Raw genomic sequence first — 26,980 nt, 5'->3', positions numbered from 1 at the left:
AGACAAAGAAAATCGCGGATAAAAAGGTCGCGGCGGAGAAGCTCGAAGATAAGAAGCCAGAGACAAAGAAAATCGCGGATAAAAAGGTCGCGGCGGAGAAGCTCGAAGATAAGAAACCAGATACAAAGAAAATCGCGGATAAGAAGGTCGTGGCAGAAAAGATCGAGGATAAGAAGCCAGAGACAAAGAAAATCGCGGATAAGAAGGTCGTGGCGGATAAGATCGAGGATAAGAAGCCAGAGACAAAGAAAATTGCGGATAAGAAGGTTGTGGCGGAGAAGCTCGAGGATAAGAAACCAGAGACAAAGAAAATCGCGGATAAGAAGGTCGTGGCGGAAAAGATAGAAGACAAGAAGCCTGCGGCAAAGAAAATCGTGGATAAAAAACCAGAGGTGGAAAAGATCGAGGATAAGAAGCCTGTGGCAAAGAAGATGACCGAGAATGAGGCAAAAAATAAAGGATTAGAAGTCTGAAGCTTATGAAATTACCTGAATGAAGCCCAGGGCGAAAACGGCTGAGGGACGGTAACATGAGAATTGATTTGATTGGAGAGATATAAGAATATGATCACTGGCAGTTCGAGCGCGAGTATTCCGGAAGAATCTCTGGCGGCCCTGCAGCAGGAGGTCCAGCAGAATTTAGAACAGCTGAAGCCTAACGTTATGCTGGAGACGATGAAAGGCTGGATTCCGGGACTGATCGCATTTGGAATCAAGCTGTTGATTGCACTGGCGATTTTTGCCGTTGGTTCCAGAGTTATTAAAATTATTTACCACATGCTGAACCGTTCTTTTACAAGGATGGATATGGAGATCAGCTTAAGGAAGTTTTTGCTGTCCGTGCTGAATGCGACCATGTACTGCCTGCTGGGCTTCATCATTGCCGGGCAGATCGGTGTGAATTCCGCTTCCATTGTGGCACTGCTGGGATCGGCCAGTATCGCCGTAGGCCTTGCCGTCCAGGGAAGCCTGGCGAACTTTGCCGGCGGGGTATTGATCCTGATGATGAAACCATTCCGGGTTGGTGACTATATTGTCTCCAAAGATGGTGAGGGAACGGTGCATACCATTGGTCTTGTCTATACGGTATTGAATACGGTTGACAACAAGCAGGTTGTAATTCCCAACGGAACGCTGTCCAACTCGCCCTTAACCAATGTGACAGCTATGGACAAGCGGCGTGTCGATATTAAAATCGGCATTGGTTACAGTTCGGATTTGAAGCGGGCAAAGGAGATTCTGGAGCAGATTTATGTAAATCATCCTTCCATCTTAAAAGAGGAATCTATTGATGTCTATGTGGACGAGCTGGGAGCCAGTTCTGTCACGATCGGCGGCCGCGGCTGGGTTGCCACGGAGGACTATTGGTCAACGAGATGGAATATGATGGAACAGATTAAGCTTCGTTTTGATGAAGCGGGAATCGAGATTCCGTTTAATCAGCTTGATGTGCATATAAAAAACGGAGATGCAGGATAGTTAAATGCGGAATCCGGATGTTAAAAAAGTAACAGGAGGGGCGCTTCCCAACGGTTCAGAACCGGCGGGCGGTGGCCCTTTCCTGCATTTACCATAGTGCGGGTGGGGAGACCGGCCTTCAAAAGATTGCTTTTTCCAATGCGCTTTGTTATACTCAGAAGAGCATACTTTTTAATGAAAAAATAATTACAGATACTGGCCGGAAAGGAATTCCGGCGAAGGAGTGCGGATGATGAAACGAGCATCGGTCGTAAAACGGTTCGGGCTTTGGGCTGCGGTAAGTTTGGTGATCATGATGATGTCAGTGCTTTGCATCACCTCGATGGCTGCGGAGAGTCAGCCGCGTGTGCTTCGTGTAGCATTTTGTGAAGCAAAAGGGATTACAGAAAAAAATCCGGATGGGAGCCGCCATGGGCTGGTGATGGATTACCTCAATGAGATAGCCAAATATACCGGATGGGAGTATGAATTTATCGATACAACACCGGATGCTATGCTCAAAGGCTTTGCTGAGGGAGAGTATGAACTGATGGGAGGCAATTATTATCTTCCTGGCCTGGAAGCGTATTATGCCTATCCGGACTATAATATTGGTTACAGCAAGTCGGTTATTTTTGCGCGCGAGAACGATGATACTGTGCAGAGCCATAATCTGAAATCATTGAATGGAAAAACCATAGGAGTTTATGACCGCGCTGTTGAAAATGTCCGCCGTTTAAAAGAATATCTGTCCATGAACGATTTGGACTGTACACTGAAATACTATTCTTACGAGCAGCTGGTGGACGGGAACCTCTATTCGTATTTACAAGAGGGAGATGTAGATTTGCTGCTGGGAAACAGTGTGGAACACAAACAGGGTATTCGGGCGGTTGTTTCTTATGATTCGCAGCCGTACTATATCGTGACGAATGTGGGAAATCAGGAAGTCCTGGACGGCCTTAATATGGCTATGGCAAAAATTGCGGATTCCAATCCTGATTTTGCATCAGAACGCTACGCCGCCAATTTTCTGAATGCATCATCTGTCGATATTCGTCTCACAAAAGAAGAAAAGGACTATATCCGGCAGAAGGGCAGCGTAACGGTGGCCATGCCTTATAATTTTCATCCGCTGACCTGCGAAGATCCGGACGATATGCATGATGGATTGACGTATGATATTTTAAAAGAGGTCGCTGAGTTTACCGGGCTGGAGTTTAACTATGTTTCCACCGACTCTTATGTTAAAGCAATGGAACTGGTGCGCCAGGGAAAGGTGGATATACTCGGATTTTATCTGGGGGATGAAGTGGATTCACTGAAACAGAAGATGGTGCTGACGGCTCCGTTTGCCAGTATGAACAGTATTATCGTACGCAACAAGGCGTCCGGCTTTCCGGGAAGCGAGCTTGTGGGAGCAGTGATTGAAGGAAGAGAGCTGCCAAAGAGCATACGGGCTGCCGAAGTGAAGAGTTATCGCAACATCAATGAGGCTTTGAAGGCGGTGAACCGTGGAGAGGCAGATTTTGCATACGGTCTGGCCACATACATGGAACACGAAATTCAGAAAAGTCATTTTGCCAACGTCGTACCTGTGACGCTGATTAATGACCGCATGGATATCTGTTTGGCAATGGCAAGACCGGCAGATCCGGAGCTGCTGACGATTATGAATAAGGCAATCAACAGCATACCCAGCGACAGAAGTGCGGAGCTTCTGGATCACAATATGGTTTCCGCGGGTACGGGCGTGCTTTCCATAACAGAGCTGATTTATGCCAACCCCATGATGTTTGTGGGGGGGTTAACTGCGATTCTTCTGATTCTGGTTACTGTGATTCTGTGGGTCAATCGTGTCCGGGTGAAGGCCGCAGTTATGCAGAGCGATTTAAAAAAGGCTGAGGCGGAGAGCCGGGCGAAGGGCGAGTTCCTCTCACGCATGAGCCATGAACTCCGGACCCCTATGAATGCTGTAGTAGGTCTGGCGGATCTGGCCGGGATGACAGAGGGGGTGCCGGAGAATATCCGGGAAATGCTTGTGAAGCTCCGGGCCTCTTCCCATTATCTGTTGGATCTGATCAATGATATTCTGGACATGAGCCGCCTGGACAGCGGGATGCTGACAATCGCCAGCGAGCCCTTCTCTCTGGAACGTATGCTGAATGAGCTGCGGACAATGATGGAGACAGACGCGAACAGGCGCGGCCTGAATTACCGGATTGAGACAGATATTTCTCATGGTGGAGTGACCGGTGATGTCATTCGTCTGAGACAGGTTCTGACAAATCTGCTTTCCAATGCGTTCAAATTCACCCCGGAGGGAGGCACTGTGATTCTTCGGGTGACGGAGAAGCCGGGCCCCGGTGAGAATGCGGTCGGTGAGAGTGCGGTCGGTGAACAGGTAGTCTGTGAGAACGCGCCCTGTAGAAGTGTGGTCTATGAATTCCAGGTGATTGATACTGGCGTGGGCATTGATCTGAAAGACCAGACGCGTATTTTCGATACCTTTGAACAGGTGGGGACAAATTATGCCAAGAGCCAGGGAACCGGACTTGGTCTGCCGATCAGCTACAGTATTGTGCAGCTGATGGGCGGAGAACTGCGGGTGAAGAGCGAACCGGGTCACGGCAGTGAATTTTATTTTACGCTTACGCTGCCTGTTGGCAGCCCTGTATTCGATGGAGGGAGCGTGAACGAATCCCATGTCGGAGAAGAGATGTTAAAGGAAGTCAGGATTCTGCTTGCGGAAGACAATGATTTAAACGCCGAGATCGCTCTTCAGCTTCTGGAACTGAAGGGCGCGGTGGTGAGCCGGTGTGAAAACGGCAGGCTTGCGGTGGAACGGTTTAAAGAGAGTGATCCGGGAGAATTCCAGGTGATTCTCATGGACATTCAGATGCCGGAGATGAACGGCCTGGAGGCGACGCGGGCCATACGGGCCATGGACAGGCCGGACGCGGCCGCCATACCCATCATAGCCATGACAGCAAATGTATTCAAAGAGGATGTGGACGCGGCAATGGAAGCCGGTATGAGTGGATTTGAAGGCAAACCATTGGATGTGGAACATCTTTATCTCCAGATTTGCCGGCTGCTGGGACTCGAGGCAGACGGATTGAAGAGTGAATAGAAGAAAGAACTGAGGCTTAAAAACAGTAAAAACCCCCGTTTTGGAATGTTAAATTCCCAAACGGGGGTTTTGTTGATTGGATCGTGAGACGGTATCCCCTCTTTACGGACGGGATTTCCCGCCTATTCGGCGGAGATTCCGCTTTCTTTCTGCATCTTTTTGTAAAAAAACAGCAGGTGGTTCATGTGAGCTGTGCTTCTCTGGAATCCGCCGCTTCGATTTCTGGCTGTCCAGAGAGAGTAATGAATCTTCAGTATTTCGTCCAGGTCATCGAAGAGTACCGCCATCTCCCGGGAAAATGCTTCCGGATCGTCCCGGAGTACGGTCATCGTATGATACAGATGCAGTCCATGGCGAACCATACGCAGGCCATTTGTCATCTCTGCGCGAATCAGTGCGGCATCGGCGCAGGATAGGGATATATCGGAAATTTCCGTCTCCACCCGGTCCAAATACTCTTTCATAGCTGTAAAATCAATTCGAATAGCCGGTTCTCTCGGCGGAATGGAGTTCGTCCGCGCAATGTTGGCGGAAAGTGTCAGGAGCCGCTCCATTTTTGCATCAAATTCCTCTATGGATTCAAAGGTGTATTTGCTGGACATGACTGCGAACGCCAGCGTCGTGTTGTACAGCGGCGCATGTTCCAGGTGGTAATAATTGCCCAGATCCCAGGCGGTCTGGAAGGCGTTTTCAGCGGGGCTCTCATAGATGAAACGGTTGCAGAACCAGGCAGTTAAATCGGAATCACTTTCAGGGCCAGTCCAGGAGCAGGCAGCAGTATAGGCGAATCCTGGATAGCTGGCACTCAAGTACTGCCAGTGGCCGAGATCGCCCCAGTCAGTTGTGATAATACCGCGCCCGCCATATTGGATGGCACAGGAGGCAGCATCCCGGATATTTTTCGCCATATTGTCGGAGCGGCCTGTTAAGGAACCCCAGGAGCTGGTTCCGGGGCAGAGGCAGTAGTTTAAGCCAGTTTTCTGCATCAGTTTGGCATGGTCCTCAAAATGGGCGTCACCCTCATAGATCCAGTCCAACAGGACCGCATCCTTTGGAAAACGGGATACACAGTCCGGGTGATGCAGAATCTCATCGCCCCACATGAGCATCTTCCTGCCCTGTGAGGTGCAGTAATCATGAAGCTTTTCCACATATTCAAAGTACAGGCTCAGACGGCCTTCCTTTTCTGCGGCCTCCTTATTCTTTCCCATGCCCAGTTCGAAGGGCTCATCCATGTTGACGTTGATGTAGCTGGAGACGGAGGCCTCCATCAGCGTGCCCAGGAGCGTTTCCGCCAGTTCAAAGCTTCGGCTGTCGCGGACATCCAGAGTCATCGGCGGCCGCCAGAAGAGATTTTCAAAGATATAGCCGTCCTCGCATTCAGCCAGGCTGCGAAACTGCGGTTTCTCCAGCCATTTCTCCATGTGTCCCAGAACATTCTGATTGGGGACGAGATCGATAAAATGTGCCCTGGCATACAGGGAAAGTTCACGGAATTCCGCTGGAGTCATGGGCGTTTCGTTGGTGAAGAGGTAGTGGAAATCCTCGTAATCGAAGCTGAATCCCTCCATATACATCTGAAGATGGTTGATTCTCATGGAGGCAAATAAATCAATCAATCTACGAAGTGTCTCCATGGAAGGTATCTTGTCACGACCAATATCCAGCATGATACCCCGGACAGAAAGGACCGGCTCATCTGCAATCTCTGCACATGGAAGGGTACCGCCTGCCTGGGCAGCCAGCTGAACCAGCACACCCAGTGCGTAGAAGAATCCGGCGCCGTCCCCGCAGGAGATCCGTATACCGGAAGGAGCGATGTTCAGCTGAAAGCCTTCCGGCGCACACGATACGTACTCGGCTGTCAGCGTGATCCCTTCCGGCGAAAAACCACCTGGAAATACAGAAGCCAGAAGCGGGGCTGGATCGAAGCCGGCAGCCCGGCAGGATTCCTCAATCTCAGGCGCTGTTGTCACGGAGCCGTAGCTGGTGCAGGACAGCGTATTGTGATAAAACGTGCATTGTTTCGGTGATGGGAAAATTCGGTACATTGTAAATACCTCCTAACATTTATCAAGGTGAGAGACGGATAGCGGCAGCGGGAACCAGTTTACGGAAAAAAGTGGGGAGGACGGATCTCGGCCATAGAATGAGGCCGGAGAAAACAGGAGGTCCACCGCTTCCACATCGTTCAAACAGAGATCCGGCGTGTCACAGCATGGCTCTATGGTGATAACTCCGGAAGAGACTGCTATGGCAAATGTGGGCCTGCCGCCGATTTTCAGCGCGAGACGGCCGTCAGTTAAAGGCTCTGTCTCGGATTTGATGGAAAGGAAGAACCGAATCGCGTCGCTGTAGTTGATAATCCGGTAATTATCTTCTTCCCGCACCGAAAAACGCTCATAGAAACCGGATACTCCCCGGATTCGTTCCGTATCATAGGAAGGGACCGCCAGCGTAAATGATTCGCAGCCGTGGAGTGCGGACCATGCTTTCAGAGTCGAGAAGAGCAGCGTTTCATCCGATAGAACCAGTTCGTAGACATGGTCCTTTGTGCCGCAGATGTAACCGGCTGCGGGCGCTGCGGGCTGTGCGGATTTTTGCGGATCCGAGGTACTTGCTGTCTCTGGGTTTTTTTGGAGAACCGGGGAACCTGCCGGGTTCACAGTTTCTTCCAACTCCACTGCGTACAGGTTACTGCCCCAGCTGGTGCAGATATCAAAGAAATCCTGAACGGAGCGGACTGTGTGTACGGGAAGCTCGGAATACATGCGGCTCATTTCCCTGATCCGTTCGGTATCTTCGGCCGCGACCAGGCGCAGTGTGAGCGGGATGTCAGGATAACGGGCCGCACAGTGGCGGAAGTTATCCTCATTGAAACGGTATTCCAGATAGTGGCCGCCGGGCTCGTAGCCGTAATACTGATAGCGGTGGCGCCTGCCGTCCAGAATGCTTAAGGTGATACCCTGGCGTTCCATATCTTCGGCAGCCATGACCATCAGCTTCTTCATATAGCCTTTTCCGCGGCTGTAAGGATGTACGGAGACACTGCCCACGGTGGCGCAGGTGATCGTATGGCCGCCATGCTCCAGGGCGATAGGGAGAACACAGACGACGGCGCTTATCTTGCCGTCCTCTTTCGCCAGATAGTGGCACCATTCGGTCTGGCGGTCCGCACCGTAAAGTTTGGGTAAGAGGGTCCGGAAGTTATGAGGGACCCGGTGCATGCTGAATACCATGTTGATAAAGTCCAGAATCTCCGGAAGTTCTCCAGGCTGGCCCTTGCAATAGACGGTCATGAGGCAAATCTCCTTTCTGTTTCGAAGCTGTTATCCTGTTGCTGTTATCAGGTTGCACCAAAAGAATAAAATATTCCTAAAAGTATGAAAAAGACATAAAAACAGATTAAAATTTAGATATCATCCATGTTAGCACAATTTGGGATGTAACACAATATAAAAGTAAAAAAATCAAAAATATTAGGAATGTTCCATAAGATGTAGCGGGTAAATACGGCATATTGACTATATTGACAGAAGCTGAAGAAACGTGTACGATAAAGAAAAATATTAAAAAAAGTATGAAAAAGGAGATGCAATATGTCAAAGATTGTATTTATCCCTTTGGATGAGCGGCCCTGCAATTACATTTATCCGGACTATATCGGGAGAATGAGCGGGCTGGAGCTGAGTATGCCGCCAAAGGAGATTCTGGGAGACTTTAAAAAGGAGGCTGACGTAGAGGCTGTCTGGGAATGGACAAAAGGACAGTTAAAAGGAGCTTCCCATCTCGTGGTATCCATGGATATGCTGCTGTACGGAGGGATTGTGCCGTCGAGGCTCCATCACCTGCCGGACGCGGTCTGTGCCAAACGGCTGGAGCGTTTAAAGGAGATCAAGAAGCTGGAGCCGGGGATTCAGATATACGGCTTTCAACTGATTACCCGGGCACCGGCAAGGGACGGCAGCGGGGAAGAACCGGATTATTATGAGGATTATGGCTACCGCATTTTCCGTTACGGCGTGATCCGGGATAAGGAGTCGGTGAAGGCGGCGTCTCTGGAGGAACTGGAAGAACTGGAGACCATCTGCCGGGAAGTGCCGGAGGAATACTTAAACGACTTCTTAGAACGGCGCCGTATCAACTTTAACAACCATATCCGTTCCATCGAATTGGTGGAGGAGGGTGTCATCGACTATATGATTATTCCTCTGGACGACTGCCGGGAGTACGGTTATGCTCCCTCTGAACGGAAAAAACTCAGCTCCGTTATGGCAAAGAAAAATCTGCTTTCCCGTATTGCCATGTATCCGGGGGCTGATGAGATCGGCTGTACACTGCTTGCCCGGGCGGTCAACGGGCAGAGCGGTCTGGCGCCTGCCGTTTACGTCGATTACTCCTCCCTGCGCGGAAAGACACAGATTCCATCGTATGAGGACCGCAGTATCGGTGAGACGGTTTTGTCCCACCTGCTGGCAGCCGGATGCGGCGAGGCAGAGACGTCTGCGGAGGCGGATTTCGTACTGGCGGTCAATCCGCCTACACCGTTCAGCTTAAAGCTGGAAAAGGAAATCCTCACCGACGACATTATTCTGGAGAGTGAGCGGAACCTGTCTGCATTTCTTGCAAGAATCAGGAAATACAGGAAAAAAGGGCTGGCAGTGGGAATTGCCGACTGCGCGATTCCCAATGGGGCCGACCGGGCGCTGATGCAGTTTCTATACGAGCAGGACATGCTGAAGGAGCTGGCCGCCTACGGCGGATGGAACACATCATCCAATACCCTTGGAACGGTACTGTCCCATCTGTGCGCGTGGAACGCGGCGGAGAAGCTGGGGCGCTTATCAGAGGCGGTGCGGGATGCGTCCGAAGAATTCCTGTTTTTCCGATATCTGGAGGACTGGGGCTATATGGCTGAGGTGCGCAGAGACGTGACCGATCATCTGACGGATATTGATCCGGCTCTGAACCGTCTCGATTTAAGAGATAAGGAGCCGGTCGTTCGGGAGATTGTGAAGAAGCGGCTGGAAGAGTTTCAGGCGAAGTATTTTCCGCAGGAACCGTACCGGTTTGACCTCTGGATGCCGTGGAACCGGATGTTTGAGGTTGAGATTCATTTAGACTATATAGATGAGTTGTGAAAAAACAAAAATATCATGTATAATTGATGGGATAAGAAGATGCGGTATTTAAGAGAGAACTGCCCTGGCAGCCAAATCGCTAAAATACGCATCTTCCATCATTTGCAAAGAACCCTCAATGGAACTGATGCTTAGGGACGGGCACAGCTCCCGGATATCCTGCTTATGAAATCTTCCGATTTTGCTTTGAGTTGCTTTTCTTACCATATCAATCGCAGGTAATTTGGTCTCAACAATGGAAAATCTATCTTCAAAATCCTTATATGCCGCCAGTATAGTACCAAGCAGGGATTTGCCCCGAGAATCATAAACGGATTCATTCAGGGGGGCTTATGAAAGAAAAATCAGGACAGCCCGAGGCGCGGTTTGATTTTTTTGCGGTAGTAGATTCCCATACAGACCGCGGCGGTTCCCCAGGTAACGGGATAGCCGAGATACAGTGTGTAGATGGATGGGAAGAGGGGTATCATGATGGTCAGCCACAGGATTCTGAGTCCGCATAAGTTCAGGATAGACAGAAGCATGGTGCTTAACGTGTCCCCTGCGCCTCTGGCGGTTCCGATCAGGATCTGGCAAGTAATCAGCAGAATATAACCCGGTCCGAGAACCTGTCCCATCATGGCTCCGAAATGGACGACCTCCGGGTCGGAGGTGAAGAGCCGGAGCGGGCCTGCGCTGAAGAAGCAGAGCAGGATTCCCATGGCGACTGCGTAGACGTTGCCAAGCCACAGAAAGCTTTTAAAGCCCTTCTTTACACGGTTAAACTTTCTCGCCCCCATGTTCTGAGCGATGTAGGTGGTCGTGGTCAGGGACAGGCAGTTGGCCGGGAGCAGAGCAAAGCTGTCTACCTTCCCGTAAATGTTGCTGCCAGCCATGGCCAGGGAACCGAAGCCGTTCAAATAGCTCTGTACAATGACATTGGACAGGGAGGTAATGGCGGTCTGAAGCCCGGTGGGAATGCCGAATTTTAATATCTTTACCAGCATGGCCCGATCGGAACGTATCTGTGAAGGTACCAGACGGTATATGTCATCGGTATGAGTCAGCTTCCATAACACACAGACAGCCGAGACCAGCTGGGCGATTAAAGTGGCCAGCGCAACCCCCAGCACGGCCATGTGGAAGACGGTGACAAAGAGTATGTCCAGCACCACGTTGACTACAGAGGAAAGGCAGAGATAGTAGAGCGGATGCTTCGTATCTCCCGTCGCCTGCAGCGTACCGGCTCCCATATTGTAAAGGATATTGAACAGTGCCCCGAGGAAATAGACGCGCAGATAGAGCGCCGCGTCGGGAATGACCTCGGCCGGGGTGTTCATGGCGGTTAAAATAAGGGGGGAGAGAAGACAGCCTGCGATAGAAACCAGAATTCCTCCCAGGATACAGAACCAGAAGGACGTATGGACGGCTGAGTGAAGACGGGTGCCATCCCCTGCGCCGTAATACTGTGCGATGATGATTCCCGCACCGGTGGTCAGGCCGATGATGAAACCGATGAACAGATTGATAATCTGGGCGCTGGCGCCGATGGCGGCCAGCGCACCGCTGCCTACGAAATTGCCTACGATAAAGGAATCCGTGGTGTTGTAAAGCTGCTGGAACAGGTTCCCGATGATGAGGGGGCCTGTAAACAGCAGAATCGACCGGGTGATGGGCCCTTCAGTCAGTGAAGTTGATGAGCGCTCCTTCATAATACTGTCTCCCGCGTGCCCTGTCAGGTCTGGTCGCTGTCAGAAGAATCGGACTGGCTGCGGCTGATTTCGAGGTAATTATAAAAGGTGAATTTGCTGATTCCCAAAAGTTCGCAGATCTGTTCCCCGGATTTTGTGATGAGGAACGCGCCCTTCTGGTCGAGAAAACGGATAAATTCGATCTTCTCGTTTTTGTTCATCTCCAGGGCAGGCTTTCCGACCTGTTCCTGTCCCATCTGAATCAGATGGCTGAGAAGATTGTTCACGTCGGGAGCGAAAATCTCCTCGTCGTTGGATGTAAAGTTATCAAATTGGTTGAACTGGCGTAAATAGCCTTCAAACTGAAGCGTCTCCGTGATATCCAGATTCACACAGATCGATCCGATGACGTCTCCCTGATCATTTTTAAGATAAATGGATGAGGAGCGCAGGATCTTTCCATCCTGTGTAGTGGTAACGTAGTTAAAACGGTCCCCATCCAGCACGGTGCCCCGAAGGACCTCCAGTCCTAAGTTGCTTCCGCAGCCGCCTATGGAACGGTGCGTAATGTCTCCGTTGCGGATATCGACAATGGTATGGTTGTAATCCTTCGTGAGATCGTGGAGCACGACTTCACATTTGTTTCCAAAGTGCTGTTCCACTAATGTGAGGAGCTGCTGAAGTACGGGCATAATTTCATCAAGGGTTTTCATCGTATCACCTCTCAAATATGAAAAAAAATAAGAATATAGTTCCAAATACTGTTTGTAAATTCAGTATATCATATGAAAAGTTTTCTAACAACAGAAAAATCAGAAAAAAAGTATGAAGATTACACCGGAATCTAATGGTGCAGATGTGTCCCGCAGCTTTCACCGATAATCAGTTCCGGGGGGAAGGTGATGCGGGCGTTCTCGGTGGAGCCCTGGACGGCCTGGATCAGGGTGCGGACGACCATCTGTCCCCAGCGGCGGCTGTGGTGATGGATGCTGGTGAGGCGGGGGATCGTATAGTCGGCGAAGTAGAAACGGTCGCAGCTGATGAGGGCCACGTCGCGCGGGACTGAGAGACCGTGGTCGGCGAATGCGCGGATGGCGCCGAGGGCCACATTGTCGTTCATGGTGATTACGGCGGTAAATGGCGCATTTCTGGATATAAGGGCTTCGGCGGCCTGGTATCCATCCGGGAGATAGTAGTCGGAGAGGGATATCAAATCCTCACGTATCTCGCGGCCTGATGCGGCGGCAGCTTTTTTGTATGATTCCAGGCGGGTCTCTGTAATGGTGACGCCGGGCTGGCCTCCGACGAAGGCGATATCTTTATGTCCCAGTGAGGAGAGATAGTTGTAGGCAGTTGTGACGCCGCTTCCGTTCTCTGAGTCTATAAAAATGCAGCCGGCGCCGGAAATCTCGCGGCCCGCCGCCACGACGGGGAGCGAGGCTGAAAGCCTGTTCAGCGCCTCTTTATAGGCGGGAGTGATTTCGACCATGTCCAGCTGTCCGCCGATGATCAGAATTCCATCCACCTTTTTATCCATCATCATACGGAAATATCCGGTCTCGTCGATCGGGGCATCTCCGTGGTGAAAACGGGTGTTGCACAGATAGACGGAGTATCCCTCCTCAGCGGCGCATCTCTGGACTTCCTGAAAAATGGTCGCAAAATAAGGATTGGTGATATCCGGCAAAATGACACCCAGCGTCATGGTTCTCTTCGATATTAACCCGCGTGCGAGTGCGTTGGGCGTAAAATCATATTTCCTGACAACCGCCTCGATCCGGGCTTTTTTATCAGCGGAGACCGGTACTTTTCCATTTAAAAAACGGGAGACGGTGGCGACCGAGACGCCGCTTTCCTGGGCGATCTGGGTAATTGTAATTGTTGATTTCATAATCTGCCCCTCCTAAAGATCTGATTGTTTCCCACGAATAAAGAACCGGGGGTCCTCCCAGTATATCACGAACGAAATGAAATTGCAATGAAACCCTTTTCACAAAAATGCAGGGTCAAATTTATGGAATATCACGAATTGACAAGCGGATAACCGGATGGTATTGTAAAAATATGAAAACCTTTTCATAAAATTCAAGTGTAGAAAGGGAATAAAGGTCATGAATACGTATCTGGGAATGGATTATGGAGGAACGAAGCTCATCATCGGAGAGGTCCGGGAGGATGGCGAGCTTCTGCGCTACAGGAGATATCCGACCGGGCTGACCGGGCAGGAGGAAATAGCGGCTCATCTGCTTCAGTGTCTCGATAACTATGTGGCAGAGGAAGCCCCGGGGGACAGAATCCGGGGAGCGGGTATCGGCATTGTAGGGATCAGCGATTTCAGAAATGGAATCTGGCATTCTGTGAATCATGAAAAAGGAATTCCAATTCCTTTGGCGCAAATGGCTGCCGATCGGCTGGGAGTGCCGGCGGGTATTGATAACGATGTCAGGAGTGCGGCGACGGCGGAGCTTCTGTGGGGCGAGGGAAAGAACTGTTCCGATTTTATCTATGTGAATGCGGGAACGGGGCTGGCTGCCGGATTCGTGATAGACGGAAAGGTGCTGCATGGGGCCCACTGTGATGCGGGGGAAATCGGCCACATGGTTGTGGATTACAGGAGCAGCAGAGAGTGTGTCTGTGGACGAAGGGGCTGCTGTGAACTCACAGCTTCCGGAATCGGAATTCATAAAATGGTCAAAGAGAGGCAGGCGGAGGCTCCGGCGGAACTCCTGGAGCTGGGACGGAACGGAAGATATCCGGCGGCGGCCGTATTCCGGATGGCCAGGGAGGGCAATGATTTCTGCCTTTCCATTGCGGAGGAAGCCGCTGCGGTGCTCAGCTGTACCATTATGAATCTGGTGCGCATGTCAGATCCCGATATGGTGGTGGCCGGAGGCGGCCTGATGTCAGATCTGTGGTTTTTCCAGCAAGTGGAAAATCTCCTGGAGAAAGTGACCATGCGCCACGTATCAAAAGGATTCCGGGTATCCGGCTTCGATGCAGCCTTTTCCGGTGTAATCGGTGCGGCGGCCGTAGGGTGCCTGAAGGCAGAACAGTTGGAAAAGGGAACGAATAAACAGCATTTAATGACAGGAGAATAAATCATGAAGATAACTATTGCAGAAAATGAAAAACAATTTGACGAAATCGCTGCCTGGAGAATTATCGGGCAGATTCTGGAGAAGAAGAATTCCGTAATCGGCCTTTCCACAGGGCAGACGACTACAAATATGCACAGAATTGTCAGCGAGCTGTATGAGCTCCATCCCTTTGACGTCTCGGAAGCCGTGTTCTTTAACGTAGATGAACTGACGAATCTCCCGCGGAGCTATGCGGGCAGCTGCTATGCCATGATACGCAGCCAGCTGCTGGACCATTTGGGCGTGCCGGATGAGCGTTTTTTAATGCCGCTCACAGAGAGTGATGATTTTGAACTGGAAAGCAGAAAATTTGAGGACAGTATCAGAGAACACGGCGGTGCGGATCTGCAGATACTGGGCATAGGCTGGAATGGCCATATCGGGATCAATCAGCCGGGAACACCGTTTGGCAGCGATACCTGGGTATCTCCTATGGACGAGATATTCGAGGCAAGGGTAAGAAGAGAGACGGGAGTGCCCGACGGACACGAGCTGGGCGGCCTGACACTGGGGATCAGGACGATCATGCAAAGCAGGCGGATCGTTCTGGCGGCAAAGGGAGCGCATAAGGCGGAGATAATAAGACAGGCCCTGCAAGGACCTGTGACTGAAGCGGTACCGGCCTCCATTCTTCAACTGCATCCGAACTGCGAGGTGCTTTTGGATCGTGAGGCAGCCAGTATCATGTATCATAAGTCCTTGTGCATATAGCACCTGCTATCCACACGATTGTAAGCTTTACAGAAATATAAATCCCGGACTCCCGGCGAATTGCGGAGTGATGACAGAAAGGATGGAATATGCGGATGAATGCAGAGTTTCAGCAGGAACTGATGGAGAGCGGTTACATACACAGACCGCTGCCTCTCCACGAGGAAGTATCTCTGGAACAGACGGAGAGAGAAAAAAAGGTGACGGCGAGGCGGGCCGTGTGGAGCGGAGACGGGGAGGGCTGCTGCGGCAATCCTGTGTCCATGGAGCGCGGAACGGTGGAAACTGTCCTGATAGAAGCGGAAAATATGCTGGCTATGGAGGCCCCTCTCCTGTGCCCGTGCTGGCCCGAAGGGATGCCGCAGGATGGCGACTGCTCATATTACGGCCATATTCATGCGGCATTTCCGGTGAAGGAGGCGGACTGGACGTCGTTTCACCGCGTACGCGCCCTGATCAGGCCGGAGTGCGACGGATCGAGAACGGTCAGTCTCTCCATGTATCTGGAAAATGACGGAGAGCGCAAAGTGCCGGATCGGTACCGTCGACAGGGTTTTCACATGATGAACCTGAGTAATCACCAGTGGAACGACTGTATCTGGGAGTTCCCATCTCTGCCCAGGGACTGCGTGAGCGGATTTGGATTTCGCTACCGGATCAATGGCCGGGATACCGCCAGCGGCGAGAACGCCGTCTTCTATGTAAAGGAAATCTGGCTGGAGGCCGTGGAAAATCCGGGAAAGGAAAGCGGATGGCTCCCGGAGTCAAATCAATTCTGCTATTCCACCTGCGGCTATGAGCCTGATGCGTCTAAGAAGGCGGTGCTGGCTGCGGGGACGGAGACGGATACATTTACAATTGAGGACCGAAAGGGACAGATTTGTCTGGAGAAACGTCTGGAAAATGTGGCCTGGAGGGGAGAAAACTTCCAGATCGCGGACTTTTCAGAGCTGACGCAGGAGGGGGAATACCGAATCTGTGCAGGCGGTACGGCCGGAGACTGGTTTCCGATAAGGGACGGTGTTCTGGAGGACGTAACGTGGAAAGGGATAAACTTCCTGTTCTGCGAGCGGTGCGGCTATCCGGTTCCGGGCAAGCATGGCCTCTGCCATATGGACACATACGCGGAGCATAAAGGCCTGAAGCTTCCCTACTGCGGCGGCTGGCACGACGCGGGCGACATGTCCCAGCAGACGGTCCAGTCCGCGGAGACTGTAGAGAGCCTTCTGGAACTCGCTGCTGAGCGAAGAGAGAGCACGCTGCTCTGCCAGAGACTGATGGAAGAGGCCCTGTGGGGACTTGAATTCGTCTTCCGGACGAGATTCGGAGACGGTTACCGGGCCGCCAGCCTCGGCCTGATCCGGTGGACCGATGGAAAAATAGGCAATGACGATGACGCTTCCAACGTGCGTGTTCATAACCACGCCCTTGAGAATTTTATCTGCGCCGGAGTCTTTGCGCTGGCTGCCGAGTGTCTGGGCGATTACGACCGGGAGCTGGCCTGGCGGTGTGCGGGGGCGGCAGAGGAGGACTTCGGATTTGCACAGGAACGCTACCGGACCCATGGCATGGAACTGCCGCTTCCGTGGGAGCACACATACTCTTCCTCTGCGGCGCTTTATTATGGAGAGATTGTGACCGCCGCCGCCAGAATCTGGAAAGTGACGGAGAAGGAGGAGTATGCGGAGGCGGCGGCAGAGTATGGAAGGAAACTCCTGGACTGTCAGGAAAAGGATTCCTCGAAGACGGGAATGCGCGGCTTTTTCTACAGGGACGAGACCCATCAGGATATCATCCACTACAATCACCAGGCCAGGGAACACGTTCCGGCCACGGCCCTTGTACTGCTGTGCCGCGTGCTGGAACACCATCCCGACAAGATCTTGTGGGAAGAGGGAATCCGCCTGTATGGAGAATATTTAAAGGATCTGTTTGGGTATGCCTCCCCCTATGAAATGCTTCCGGCCGGACTCTATTCGGAGACAGCGGAGGATCCGGATATTTTCCGCCTGCTTCATTTGCAGGCGGATTATGAGAAAGAGAAAGATAATCACACGCTTCAGGTAAAATCGGGAACCCGAGTGAAACCGGGCTATGGAGTGCGCCAGTTCCCGGTATGGTTTTCCTTTCGTGGAAATACAGCGGTGATGCTGTCCGCGGCCAAAGGCGCGGCTGCTGTGGGCGGATATCAAAAGGATACATTTCTGATGAAGGCCGCGGCCTCCCAGATAGACTGGCTGTTCGGCAAGAATCCGTTCGGCCGCTCTCTTATGTACGGTGCAGGCAGGGGATATCAGCAGCTTTTCTCCACATTTCCGGGTACCTGTGTGGGACAGCTGCCCGTGGGAATCGAGACGGACGGCAATTCCGATGTCCCTTACTGGCCCGGCGGCAACCAGTCTACCTACAAAGAAGTCTGGGTCACATCAGTTGCCAAATTGTTTGGAATAATTGCGGAAATATACAAAAATCAGACATAAAGTATGAAAAAACAAACTAAAAAACATATAAAAAAAGAGCGGGGATTAAAAAAAGTAAGCGGTTAATTAAAAAAAGTGATAAAAAAGCCGAACAAAAAGAAAAAAAATACTTGAAAACTAACAAAAAGTATGATATTCTAAAACTACCAAAAGAAAAAATGATTTGAAAAAGCATAAAAAAAGTTTGAAAAATATGAAGAATATTAATAACTGCTTTTATGCAAAGAAAAGGAGGAGAATTAAATGAAGAAGAGATTTATGTCCTGCCTGCTGGCAACTGCTATGGTGATTACCTCACTGACAGCATGCGGAGGCGGAAAGAGCACCACAACTGACACCACTGCGGCTGCAGGCGGAGACGCAAAAGAGACAACAGCCGGAGAGGCAGCGGGGGATACAAAGGCAGAGAGTGGTGACAGAAAGAAAGTAGTTTTCTGGTATTCCCATACAGGTGATGAGGCAGCCTGTTTTGAGAATGCGATTAAGGCTTATAACGAGAGCCAGGACAAGTACTTTGTAGAGGGCTTAAGCGTATCCGATAAGCAGAAGATCATCGTTTCCATTTCCGGCAATGAGGCGCCTGACGTTATCGAGGTATCCAACCAGGATGTTCTTTCCTACGCCACCAACGGTCTGGTAGAGTCCATCTCCGATCTGGCAGCGGCTGATAATTACGATCTGCCGGGCGTATTTTCAAACCAATCTCTGGAAGCCAACACTCTTGACGGCACCGTATACGGCGCCCCGCTGGCATCCATGATTATCCAGATGTTCTATAATAAGGACATTCTTGAGGAGATCGGCTACACAGAGCCTCCGAAGACCATGGAAGAACTGTATGAGATGGCGATAAAGGCCACTGAGGTTGACGATAAGGGAACCATTACAAGACTCGGCTATCCGTTATTCCCGCTGGCAAGTGCAAGACAGGAGCTGATCTACGCATTCGGCGGAAAGTGGTGGTCAGATGACGGATTAACCTTAACACCGGATGATCCGGCGATCCTCGACAGTCTTAAGATGAACATCGACTTCAGAAGCCAGTACGGAATTGAGAAGGTTCAGGAATTCGTAGCAACCGCCAACACCAACCGTTATACAGAGAACGACATGTTCTTCGCCGGTAAGCAGTTATTCCGTTTTGACGGAACCTGGATGGCAGCCATGATGAAAAATTTCAACTCCGACGTGAACTACGGCGTAGCGCTGATCCCTGGAACCGAAGCACATCCGGAGATCGCAGGAACCAGCCGTTATGAGACCAACTCCTTAAGCATTCCGGTTGTAGCGAATGAAAAAGAGGGAGCATGGGATTTCGTTAAGTACTTCACAAACTCTGAGGCGACAAAAGAACTGTTAATCGGTATGGCAAACCTGCCGACACAGCTTGCATTATATGATGATCCGGATATTCTGGCACAGCCGAACTTCGATATGTTTATTGAAGCGCTTAAGACAGAAAACGGCATTCAGTATGCTAAGATTGAAGATCTTGCAAAATATACTTCCTTAATTGAAGAGTATCTTGACTATGCTTACAACGGTATGCAGACGCCGGAGGAGGCCATGAAGGGCCTTGCCGACCAGGCAAAGATGCTTCAGTAACCGATAACTCAGCGGGTCACCGTGACAATCAGAATATCACATATGATGCCGCAGCACATATGTGATATTCGTATTTATTCAGCCATACAGCTGAATAAGTACTGATATCCGGATCGTTTTTGCGATCTCACACATCAGAAAGGAGTAGTCCAATGTCAAAACCGACTGCCAAGAAAATGAGCAAATCAGAACGGCGGGACAATATCAATGGATTTCTGTTTGCACTTCCATGGATTATTGGATTCGTATGTTTCAGCCTGATACCGCTGCTCACCTCGTTTTACTACAGCTTCACGTCCTTTAACCCGGTGAAGCCGCCGGAATGGATCGGCCTTGAGAACTTCAAGTATATTTTCCAGGACCCGCTGGTTTTCAAGAGCCTGAGAAATACTCTGTTCATGGCCTTTGTATCCACTCCCATCAACTTATTCATTGCAATGCTCCTTGCTTCCTTATTAAATAGTAAGTTTAAGGGCAGAGGTGTGGCGAGAACCATTTTCTTCATGCCTTCCATTATCCCGATGGTTGCGGCTACCATGGTATGGATCTGGATGTTCGACCCTACATACGGCTATATCAACCGTGTCCTGGAGATGATCGGCATCAACGGGCCGTCCTGGCTGGTTAATCCGGCCTATACGAAGTGGGCGCTGGTATTAATGGGTACCTGGTGTACCGGTACGACCATGCTGATCTGCCTTGCGGCGCTTCAGGATGTGCCGAACAGCTATTATGAAGCTGCCGAGATTGACGGAGCCAATGCCTTTGACAAGTTTTTCCGGATTACGATGCCGTGTGTGGCGCCGGTTCTGGTTTATCAGGGAATTTTGAATATCATCAACTCATTCCAGTATTTTACACAGGTATATGTTATTATTAATGCAAGCTCTGGCGGCGGCGCCAGCAATGCCAGCGGCGGACCGGCCAACTCGATCTTAATGTATCCTCTGTATCTGTTTAATACGGCTTTCTCCTATATGAAGATGGGGCGGGCTTCTGCAATGGCATGGCTGTTGTTTGTCATTGTATTTGTACTGACGCTGGTAATGACCAGGATCACGAAGAAGGTATCCGAGAATGGCGTAGGGGGTGAATAAGAATGAAAAACAATAGCGCGTATTATAAAAAACGTTTAAAACCGATTCCGAAGTATGTACTTGTCATCGTGCTGAGTATCGTCTTCTTTTCACCGTTTTTAATCATGGTGACGACGGCCCTTAAGACAAACGCGGACGCCTTTCAGCTGCCGGTCAGACTGTTCCCGAGAGAGATCATCTGGAACAATTTCCCGGAGGCCATGGCGAAGATTCCTTATGTCAGATATATGATGAATACCATTTTCATCACGCTGCTTTCCGTAGTGGGACAGATGGTAGCTACCCCTCTGGTAGCCTACTCTCTTGCCAAGATCAAATGGAAAGGCGCTCCCATTATATCCGCTCTGATTATGGGAACGATGATGATCCCCTATACGGTAACCATGATCCCGTTATATAAGATCTGGTCCAGACTGGGCTTCACCAATACATATGTACCGCTGATTCTGCCGACATTCTTTGGCAGCCCGTTCTACATCATTATTATGAGACAGTTTTTTGCGGGTCTTCCCAACTCCTTAATGGAGGCGGCAAAGATTGACGGCGCAGGCGAATTCAAACGCTACATCGCCATTGCACTTCCGCTTTCAAGACCTGCGCTGACAACCGTCGGTATCTATGCGTTTATCAATGCCTGGTCCGATTACCTGGCGCCGCTCATTTATATTAACAAGACAGAAAAACTGACGCTGTCCTTAGGTCTTCAGGGTTTCCTAAACCAGTACTCGGTTGACTGGACGCACCTTATGGCGGCGGCGACTATTTTCGTAATTCCGGTCGTGATCTTCTTCCTGTTCTTCCAGAGGAACTTCGTAGAAGGTATTGCAACGTCCGGTATCAAGGGCTAGCAGGAGCAGATTATGGAACATAGAATTACACTGAATGGCACCTGGAACTGGTGCGATATGGAATCGAAGGAATGGCATAAGGGAATTGTACCGGGAACTGTTTTGACCGATATGATGGATGGCGGACGAATGAGTATGAGACCAGGGAGCTTTCCCGCAGGGATTACCAATATGAAAGAGAATTTGAAGTGCCGGAAAGCTTTTTCCGGGAAGAAGAACAGTGCCTTGTGTTCGAGGGACTTGATACGATCGCAGACATTTATTTGAACGATGAACTGCTCCTCGCGGTAAATGATATGCACCGCACCTGGAGAATTGATGTAAAGGGAAAGTTAAAGGCTGTAAACCGGCTGGCTGTTGCATTCCATTCCCCCACCGCCTTTATCGAAAAGGCGGACCGGGAGGGAGATATCTTTTATGTTTCTACCGGCTGCATGAAAGGAAACGGAGCGCTCAGAAAGGCCCATTATATGTTTGGATGGGATTGGGGCCCTCAGCTTCCCGATGCCGGAATCTTCAGAAGTGTCTATCTGTCCGGCTTTTCCATCGCCCGTCTCGATGATGTGAGAATCCGTCAGGAACACGGAGCCGGCGGGGTGAAGCTGTCGGTTGAAAGCAGTGTAAGGAAGCTCAGCGAAAGTGACACGGCTGGAAACGGTATGCTTGTATGTAAAATCACAGCACCGGATGGAACCGTACTTACCGTGGAAAAAGAGGTCGGCATAAATGAAACCATCGAAGCCCTTATCGAAGCCCCGCAGCTGTGGTGGCCGAACGGATACGGCGCGCAGCCGCTGTACACGGTCCGTGTGGAGTTAAGGATGTCGGATTCTGTTCTCGATGTGTGGGAGAGAACGATTGGTTTAAGGACCGTTACGGTCTGCACCGATGCGGATGAGTGGGGGAACCAGTTTGCCTTTGTGGTCAATGGCCAGAAGATATTTGCCATGGGTGCCAACTATATACCGGAAGACAATCTCCTCGGCCATTTGAGTGAGGAACGCAGTGAACGGCTGATCCGTGACTGCGCCAGGGCCAATTTTAACTGTATCCGGATCTGGGGAGGCGGTTACTATCCGGAGGATTACGTATATGACGCCTGTGACCGGTACGGAATTCTGGTCTGGCAGGACTTAATGTTCGCCTGCAATGTCTATGATTTAAACGATGAATTTGAAGCTAATATTCTGGCTGAGACGGCCGATAATGTGAAACGAATCCGCCACCATGCATGCCTCGGCCTGTGGTGCGGCAACAACGAGATGGAATGGGGCTGGCGTGACTGGGGCCGTCTGGAGGGACACAGACCGAAATACAAGGCGGATTACACGAAGATTTTTGAGATGCTTCTTCCCCGTCTGGTAAAACAGGTGGATGACCAGACGTATTACTGGCTGTCTTCTCCATCGTCAGGCGGTTCATTCGATGATCCCAATGATTTCAACCGGGGCGACAACCATTACTGGGAAGTGTGGCATTCAAACAAACCGTTTACGGAGTACCGGGATTTTTATTTCCGGTTCTGCTCGGAGTTTGGCTTCCAGTCATTCCCCGGAAAGAAGACGCTGGATAGTTTCAGCCTTCCGGAGGATCAGAACATCTTCAGTGAGGTCATGGAATCTCATCAGAAGAACGGCCTTGCAAATACCAAGATATTCTCCTATATTTCCGGCTACTATAAGTATCCGAAGGATATGGAGAGCATCGCTTATATTTCCCAGATTCTCCAGCTGAAGGCGATTCAGTACGGCGTGGAGCACTGGAGAAGGAACTGGGGCCGGTGCATGGGTTCCATCTACTGGCAGCTTAATGACTGCTGGCCGGTGGCTTCCTGGGCCAGCATCGATTACTATGGCCGCTGGAAAGCGCTGCATTACGGAGCGAAACGGTTCTATGCCCGTTTCATGGCTACTGCCTGTGAGAAGGAAGAACTGAGTACAGAGATTGACTATTACATTCATAATGAATCCTTTGAGGAGAGGAAGGCCGTATTAAGGGTCCGCCTCATCGACCGGGATTTCCATACCCTGTTTGAGACGGAAAGGGAAATCACGGCGGCGGCCTTCGAAGTGAAGAACGTGCTTCCCATGGACTTCGCCCCCTTCCTGGCAGAGGCCGGGATGAAAAAGAGGGCGGTGGCGGAATACAGTCTGATCGAGGATGGCTGTATAGTAAGCCGCGGAACCACGCTGTTTGTGAAGCCGAAATACTTTGATTTCAAGACTCCGGAGTACCGGATTTCTGTGGCAGAGAAGGCAGATGTATTCTGCATTCACGCAGACGCTGATACGTATGTGAGTTATGCGGAACTGAGCCTGGATGGGTATGATGTCGTATTGGAAGACAACTTCTTCGACATAACATCGGAAGAGGGCGTGGATATAACTGTGGATAAAAAGGAATTCCCGAACCAGGTAACGGCGGAGGAAGTGGCGGCAGCGCTTCACATCAGGAGCGTGGCAGACAGCTTTTAAAGGGAGGAAGAACGTATGCAGAAAGAATTACTGGATCAGTTGGAGACACCCTGCATTGTCATCGATATGGCCAGGGCGGAGGAGAATGTGATCCGGATGCAGGCGGAAGCAGATGCGGCAGGATGCAGGCTGAGACCGCATATCAAGACACACAAGATGCCGCTTTTTACCAGAATGCAGATGGCTCACGGGGCTGCCGGCATCACCTGTGCAAAGGTCTCTGAGGCGGAGGTCATGGCAGATGGGGGAGCGGAGGACATTTTTATCGCTTACCCCATGGTTGGTGATTTCCGGATAAAAAGAGCCATCGCACTGGCCGGGCGTTTAAAACGCCTGATTCTGGCGGTAGACAGCATGGAATGCGCAATGCCGCTTAATGAGGCGGCAAAGGCCGCCGGTATTACCCTGGAGGTCCGGCTGGAAGTGGACACCGGAGCGAAGAGGACCGGCGTCCAGAGGACAAAGGCCGCCGAGCTGGCGAAGGAAGTCCATCAGCTTTCCAATTTGAATCTGACCGGTATTTATACCTTTAAGAGTCTGGTTTATCACGATGAGCCCACCGAGGATAAGGTCATCGCGGGAGCCGAGGAAGGCGATATGATGGAGGCCATAGCGGAAGAGATCAGGAAGGCCGGCGTTCCCATTGCCGAGATCAGCGCAGGCTCCACACCTACGGGCGTGGAGGTTGCGAAGACGGGAAAGGTGGATGAGATTCGCCCGGGCACCTATATTTTCAAGGATTACATGCTGTGCAAGGAGGGGGCGGCTGAGCCGGAGGACATTGCTGTCCGGATCTACGCTACAGTGGTCAGTACGCCATGCAGGGAGTATGCGGTGATCGACGGCGGCACGAAGACATTTCCCATGGATATTCTTCTCGATACGCCTCCCTACTATTACCCCGGATACGCACTGATTGCCGGAAATGATGATCTTCAGCTTCGCCGTATGAATGAGGAACACGGAATTATCACCAGTAAAAAGGGAGACACCGGACTGAAGGTCGGCGACAAGGTGGAACTGATTCCGATTCACGTCTGCACCGCCATCAATATGCAGAATAAAGTTTATCTCTATGACGGGGAGACGCTGCGTCAGGAAGTGGTGGCTGCGAGAGGGATGCTGGTATGAGAACACTGATAAAAAATGGGCTGGTCTATGACGGAAGCGGCGGTACGCCTTTCCGGAAAGATGTGCTTATAAAGGATGGATTCATCGAGGCGGTGACAGAGAGCGCGGAAGCGGCCGCAGCGGAAGTCATCGACGCGTCGGGGCTTGTCGTGACGCCGGGCTTTATCGATACCCACAGACACTGTGATATCGATGCCCTGTATAATCCTGAATTCGGCAGACTGGAGATGGCTCAGGGCCTTACGACGGTCATTGGAGGAAACTGTGGTCTGGCGCCGATTCCGGCACCGAAAAAGTACCGAAGGGATATTTATGATTTTATCGAGCCGTGTCTCGGTATTGCGCCTGAGGATATGGCCATTGAACGGTTTGGCGATTATCTGGAGGAACTGGGGAAACGGGAGCTTCCGCTTCATGTGGGCAGCTTGCTTGCGACAGGGACGTTGAAGGCAGCGATCAGGGGATATGGGAAAGGTCCGTTTACCAGACCGGAGATGGATCAGGCAAAAGCCTATATCCGTGAAGGGCTTGAGGCTGGAGCCGCGGGCCTTTCCATGGGCATCATGTACCAGCCGGAATGCTATTCCGCCCGGGCTGAAATGCAGGAGCTGATTAGCGCAGCCGCACCGTTCGGACGCCCTTTGTCCTGTCACATTCGAGGCGAGGGGGATAACCTGGTCTCTTCCGTGAAGGAGATTATCGAGGTCACGAAGGAAGCCGGGGTCCCCTTGAATATCAGCCATTTCAAGGCAACCGGAGTGAAAAACTGGGGCAAAGAGATCTATCAGGCGATCGAACTGATTGACGCGGCCAGAGCGGCCGGCCAGGATGTGACTGTGGATTTCTATCCCTACTGCGGCGGTTCCACCACGCTGATCAGCCTTCTGCCTCCTTCCGTGATGGAAGACAGCGTGGAGCTGACCTTAAAGAAGCTTAAGACAAAAAGCGGAAAGGAAGAACTGAGGCGGGAGATCTACCGGGAACATACAGGCTGGGACAATATGGTGACTGCCATAGGCTGGGAGCGTATTCTGCTTAGCTCCGTCACGAAGGAGGCGAACCGAAGATTCACAGGAAAGAATTTCCGGGAAGCCGCATCCCAGGCCGGATATGAAGAGCCGGCTGATTTCTGCAGCGACCTGCTGGCAGAGGAACAGGGAAAGGTGGGAATTATCGTTCTCTCCATGTCCCAGGAGGATGTGGATACGGTAGCCCGGCTTCCATACTCCATGGTAATCTCGGATTCCCTGTACGGCGTGAGCGACTGCCCGCATCCCAGACTTTACGGTTCCTTTCCGAAGATTATCCGGGAATACGTCAGAGAACGCGGCGTTCTGACAATGGAGGAAGCAGTTAAAAAGATGACGCTTCTGCCTGCGAAGAGGCTTTCCCTCGATGGCCGGGGTATGATAAAAGAAGGTTACCATGCGGATATTAACGTGTTTGACCCTGCAAAGGTAAGGGATTACGCGGTTTACGAAAATCCAAAACAGCTGTGCAGCGGATTTCAGATGATTATGGTTGATGGAACGGTTGCCGTTTCAGACGATAGGATATTGAAAAGAAACTGCGGCAGTGTTATAAAATTATAGTATAACGAAAAATCAGAAGAATGAGGGAATGAATCATGAGTGATGTATATGCAAAGTTAAAAGAATTAGGTCTGGAACTGCCGAAGGCACCTGCAAAAGGAGGCGTTTACTCATCCTCCAGAATGTTTGCAGGCAATCTCGTTTATATCTCCGGCTGCGGCCCGGTAATCGACGGTCAGGTGGCTGGCAAGGTTGGCAGGGAATTTACAAAGGAAGAGGCGTACGTATTCTCCAGGAATTCCATGTTAAATGTTCTGGCTGTTTTACAGGACCGCATCGGTGATTTAAACAAGGTAAAACAGGTTGTGAAGATCCTGGTTTATGTGGCAAGCGATGATGATTTTTATGAGCAGCCATACGTTGCAAACGGCGGTTCCCAGCTTCTGGTGGATTTATTTGGCGAGGAAGCGGGAGCGCCTACCAGATCTGCAGTAGGCATGAACGTGCTGCCGGGGAATATTCCGGTGGAGACAGAGGCTATTTTCGAAATCGAAGAATAGGTCA

20 protein-coding genes and 2 pseudogenes are annotated in these 26,980 nt (G+C 50.9%); 16 read left to right on the top strand and 6 right to left on the bottom strand.

Annotated elements, in window-relative coordinates; genetic code table 11:
* From ACLTD4_RS17050 to ACLTD4_RS17040, 3 genes are all read left to right on the top strand, one after another.
* Positions 1–473: histone H1-like repetitive region-containing protein (locus ACLTD4_RS17050; RefSeq protein ID WP_412331435.1), on the top strand; the 473-nt coding region annotated here is incomplete at its 5' end.
* 72 nt (positions 474–545) lie between these two features.
* Entirely contained in the window at positions 546–1,478 is a 933-nt protein-coding gene (locus ACLTD4_RS17045; protein ID WP_333490820.1) for a mechanosensitive ion channel family protein, read from the top strand.
* A gap of 229 nt (positions 1,479–1,707) precedes the next feature.
* Positions 1,708–4,590 (top strand): ATP-binding protein, encoded by a 2,883-nt coding sequence (locus tag ACLTD4_RS17040; protein ID WP_117622049.1) that lies wholly within the window; start codon positions 1,708–1,710, stop codon positions 4,588–4,590.
* A 122-nt stretch (positions 4,591–4,712) separates the two neighbouring features.
* Here ACLTD4_RS17040 and ACLTD4_RS17035 read toward each other — a convergent pair whose 3' ends face one another.
* Both ACLTD4_RS17035 and ACLTD4_RS17030 read right to left on the bottom strand, forming a co-directional pair.
* The gene (locus ACLTD4_RS17035; RefSeq protein WP_117622050.1) at positions 4,713–6,641 is read right to left on the bottom strand and encodes a family 20 glycosylhydrolase; all 1,929 of its coding nucleotides are present in this window, start codon (positions 6,639–6,641) and stop codon (positions 4,713–4,715) included.
* A 12-nt stretch (positions 6,642–6,653) separates the two neighbouring features.
* Complete coding sequence (locus tag ACLTD4_RS17030; RefSeq protein WP_117622051.1) at positions 6,654–7,889, bottom strand: GNAT family N-acetyltransferase; 1,236 nt, start codon at positions 7,887–7,889, stop codon at positions 6,654–6,656.
* A gap of 300 nt (positions 7,890–8,189) precedes the next feature.
* Here ACLTD4_RS17030 and ACLTD4_RS17025 point away from each other — a divergent pair, with 300 nt between their 5' ends.
* On the top strand, positions 8,190–9,731 hold the full coding sequence (locus tag ACLTD4_RS17025; RefSeq protein ID WP_117622052.1) for a DUF4127 family protein: 1,542 nt from the start codon (positions 8,190–8,192) through the stop codon (positions 9,729–9,731).
* Between the two features lie 96 nt (positions 9,732–9,827).
* On the opposite strand, the pseudogene ACLTD4_RS17020 reads toward ACLTD4_RS17025, so the two are convergent.
* The 4 genes and pseudogenes from ACLTD4_RS17020 to ACLTD4_RS17005 all read right to left on the bottom strand — a co-directional run.
* Positions 9,828–10,025, bottom strand: a pseudogene (locus tag ACLTD4_RS17020) (Fic family protein); the annotation flags it as partial.
* A gap of 50 nt (positions 10,026–10,075) precedes the next feature.
* Entirely contained in the window at positions 10,076–11,422 is a 1,347-nt protein-coding gene (locus ACLTD4_RS17015; protein ID WP_055653337.1) for an MATE family efflux transporter, read from the bottom strand.
* 23 nt (positions 11,423–11,445) lie between these two features.
* A complete protein-coding gene (locus ACLTD4_RS17010) occupies positions 11,446–12,114 on the bottom strand; it encodes a transcriptional regulator (protein WP_055653338.1) in 669 nt (222 codons plus the stop codon).
* Between the two features lie 131 nt (positions 12,115–12,245).
* Positions 12,246–13,292 carry a LacI family DNA-binding transcriptional regulator gene (locus tag ACLTD4_RS17005; RefSeq protein ID WP_117622053.1) on the bottom strand — a complete coding sequence of 349 codons (1,047 nt, stop codon included), beginning with the start codon at positions 13,290–13,292 and terminating at the stop codon, positions 12,246–12,248.
* Positions 13,293–13,512: 220 nt separating this feature from the next.
* Here ACLTD4_RS17005 and ACLTD4_RS17000 point away from each other — a divergent pair, with 220 nt between their 5' ends.
* The 12 genes and pseudogenes from ACLTD4_RS17000 (at position 13,513) to ACLTD4_RS16945 (ending at position 26,976) form a co-directional block, all read left to right on the top strand.
* Positions 13,513–14,499, top strand: coding sequence for an ROK family protein (locus tag ACLTD4_RS17000; protein WP_117622054.1), 987 nt, complete (start codon positions 13,513–13,515; stop codon positions 14,497–14,499).
* A 3-nt stretch (positions 14,500–14,502) separates the two neighbouring features.
* The gene (locus ACLTD4_RS16995; protein ID WP_055653341.1) at positions 14,503–15,249 is read left to right on the top strand and encodes a 6-phosphogluconolactonase; all 747 of its coding nucleotides are present in this window, start codon (positions 14,503–14,505) and stop codon (positions 15,247–15,249) included.
* A gap of 95 nt (positions 15,250–15,344) precedes the next feature.
* Positions 15,345–17,729, top strand: a complete 2,385-nt coding sequence (locus ACLTD4_RS16990) for a glycoside hydrolase family 9 protein (RefSeq protein ID WP_243008235.1) — start codon at positions 15,345–15,347, stop codon at positions 17,727–17,729.
* Positions 17,730–17,972: 243 nt separating this feature from the next.
* Complete coding sequence (locus tag ACLTD4_RS16985) at positions 17,973–19,334, top strand: ABC transporter substrate-binding protein (protein ID WP_055653343.1); 1,362 nt, start codon at positions 17,973–17,975, stop codon at positions 19,332–19,334.
* A 152-nt stretch (positions 19,335–19,486) separates the two neighbouring features.
* Positions 19,487–20,431 (top strand): carbohydrate ABC transporter permease, encoded by a 945-nt coding sequence (locus tag ACLTD4_RS16980; RefSeq protein WP_055653344.1) that lies wholly within the window; start codon positions 19,487–19,489, stop codon positions 20,429–20,431.
* A gap of 2 nt (positions 20,432–20,433) precedes the next feature.
* Entirely contained in the window at positions 20,434–21,279 is an 846-nt protein-coding gene (locus ACLTD4_RS16975; RefSeq protein ID WP_055653345.1) for a carbohydrate ABC transporter permease, read from the top strand.
* A 12-nt stretch (positions 21,280–21,291) separates the two neighbouring features.
* Entirely contained in the window at positions 21,292–21,546 is a 255-nt protein-coding gene (locus tag ACLTD4_RS16970; RefSeq protein WP_412331434.1) for a hypothetical protein, read from the top strand.
* Positions 21,459–21,740 (top strand): annotated as a pseudogene (locus tag ACLTD4_RS16965) (glycosyl hydrolase 2 galactose-binding domain-containing protein); the annotation flags it as partial. The gene ACLTD4_RS16970 and the pseudogene ACLTD4_RS16965, both read left to right, overlap by 88 nt.
* Positions 21,714–23,753 (top strand): beta-mannosidase, encoded by a 2,040-nt coding sequence (locus ACLTD4_RS16960; RefSeq protein WP_412331436.1) that lies wholly within the window; start codon positions 21,714–21,716, stop codon positions 23,751–23,753. The pseudogene ACLTD4_RS16965 and the gene ACLTD4_RS16960, both read left to right, overlap by 27 nt.
* A gap of 15 nt (positions 23,754–23,768) precedes the next feature.
* Positions 23,769–24,884, top strand: a complete 1,116-nt coding sequence (locus ACLTD4_RS16955; protein WP_117622057.1) for an alanine racemase — start codon at positions 23,769–23,771, stop codon at positions 24,882–24,884.
* Positions 24,881–26,476: an N-acyl-D-amino-acid deacylase family protein gene (locus ACLTD4_RS16950; protein WP_117622058.1), complete on the top strand. Its 1,596-nt coding sequence runs from the start codon at positions 24,881–24,883 to the stop codon at positions 26,474–26,476. Before ACLTD4_RS16955 ends, ACLTD4_RS16950 begins: the two co-directional genes overlap by 4 nt.
* A gap of 35 nt (positions 26,477–26,511) precedes the next feature.
* On the top strand, positions 26,512–26,976 hold the full coding sequence (locus ACLTD4_RS16945) for a RidA family protein (RefSeq protein WP_055653349.1): 465 nt from the start codon (positions 26,512–26,514) through the stop codon (positions 26,974–26,976).
* Positions 26,977–26,980: the final 4 nt, after the last annotated feature.

This window comes from Hungatella sp. (assembly GCF_046966825.1).
The sequence above is the reverse complement of the archived record's forward strand: the minus strand, read 5'-3'. Positions and strand labels throughout refer to the sequence as shown.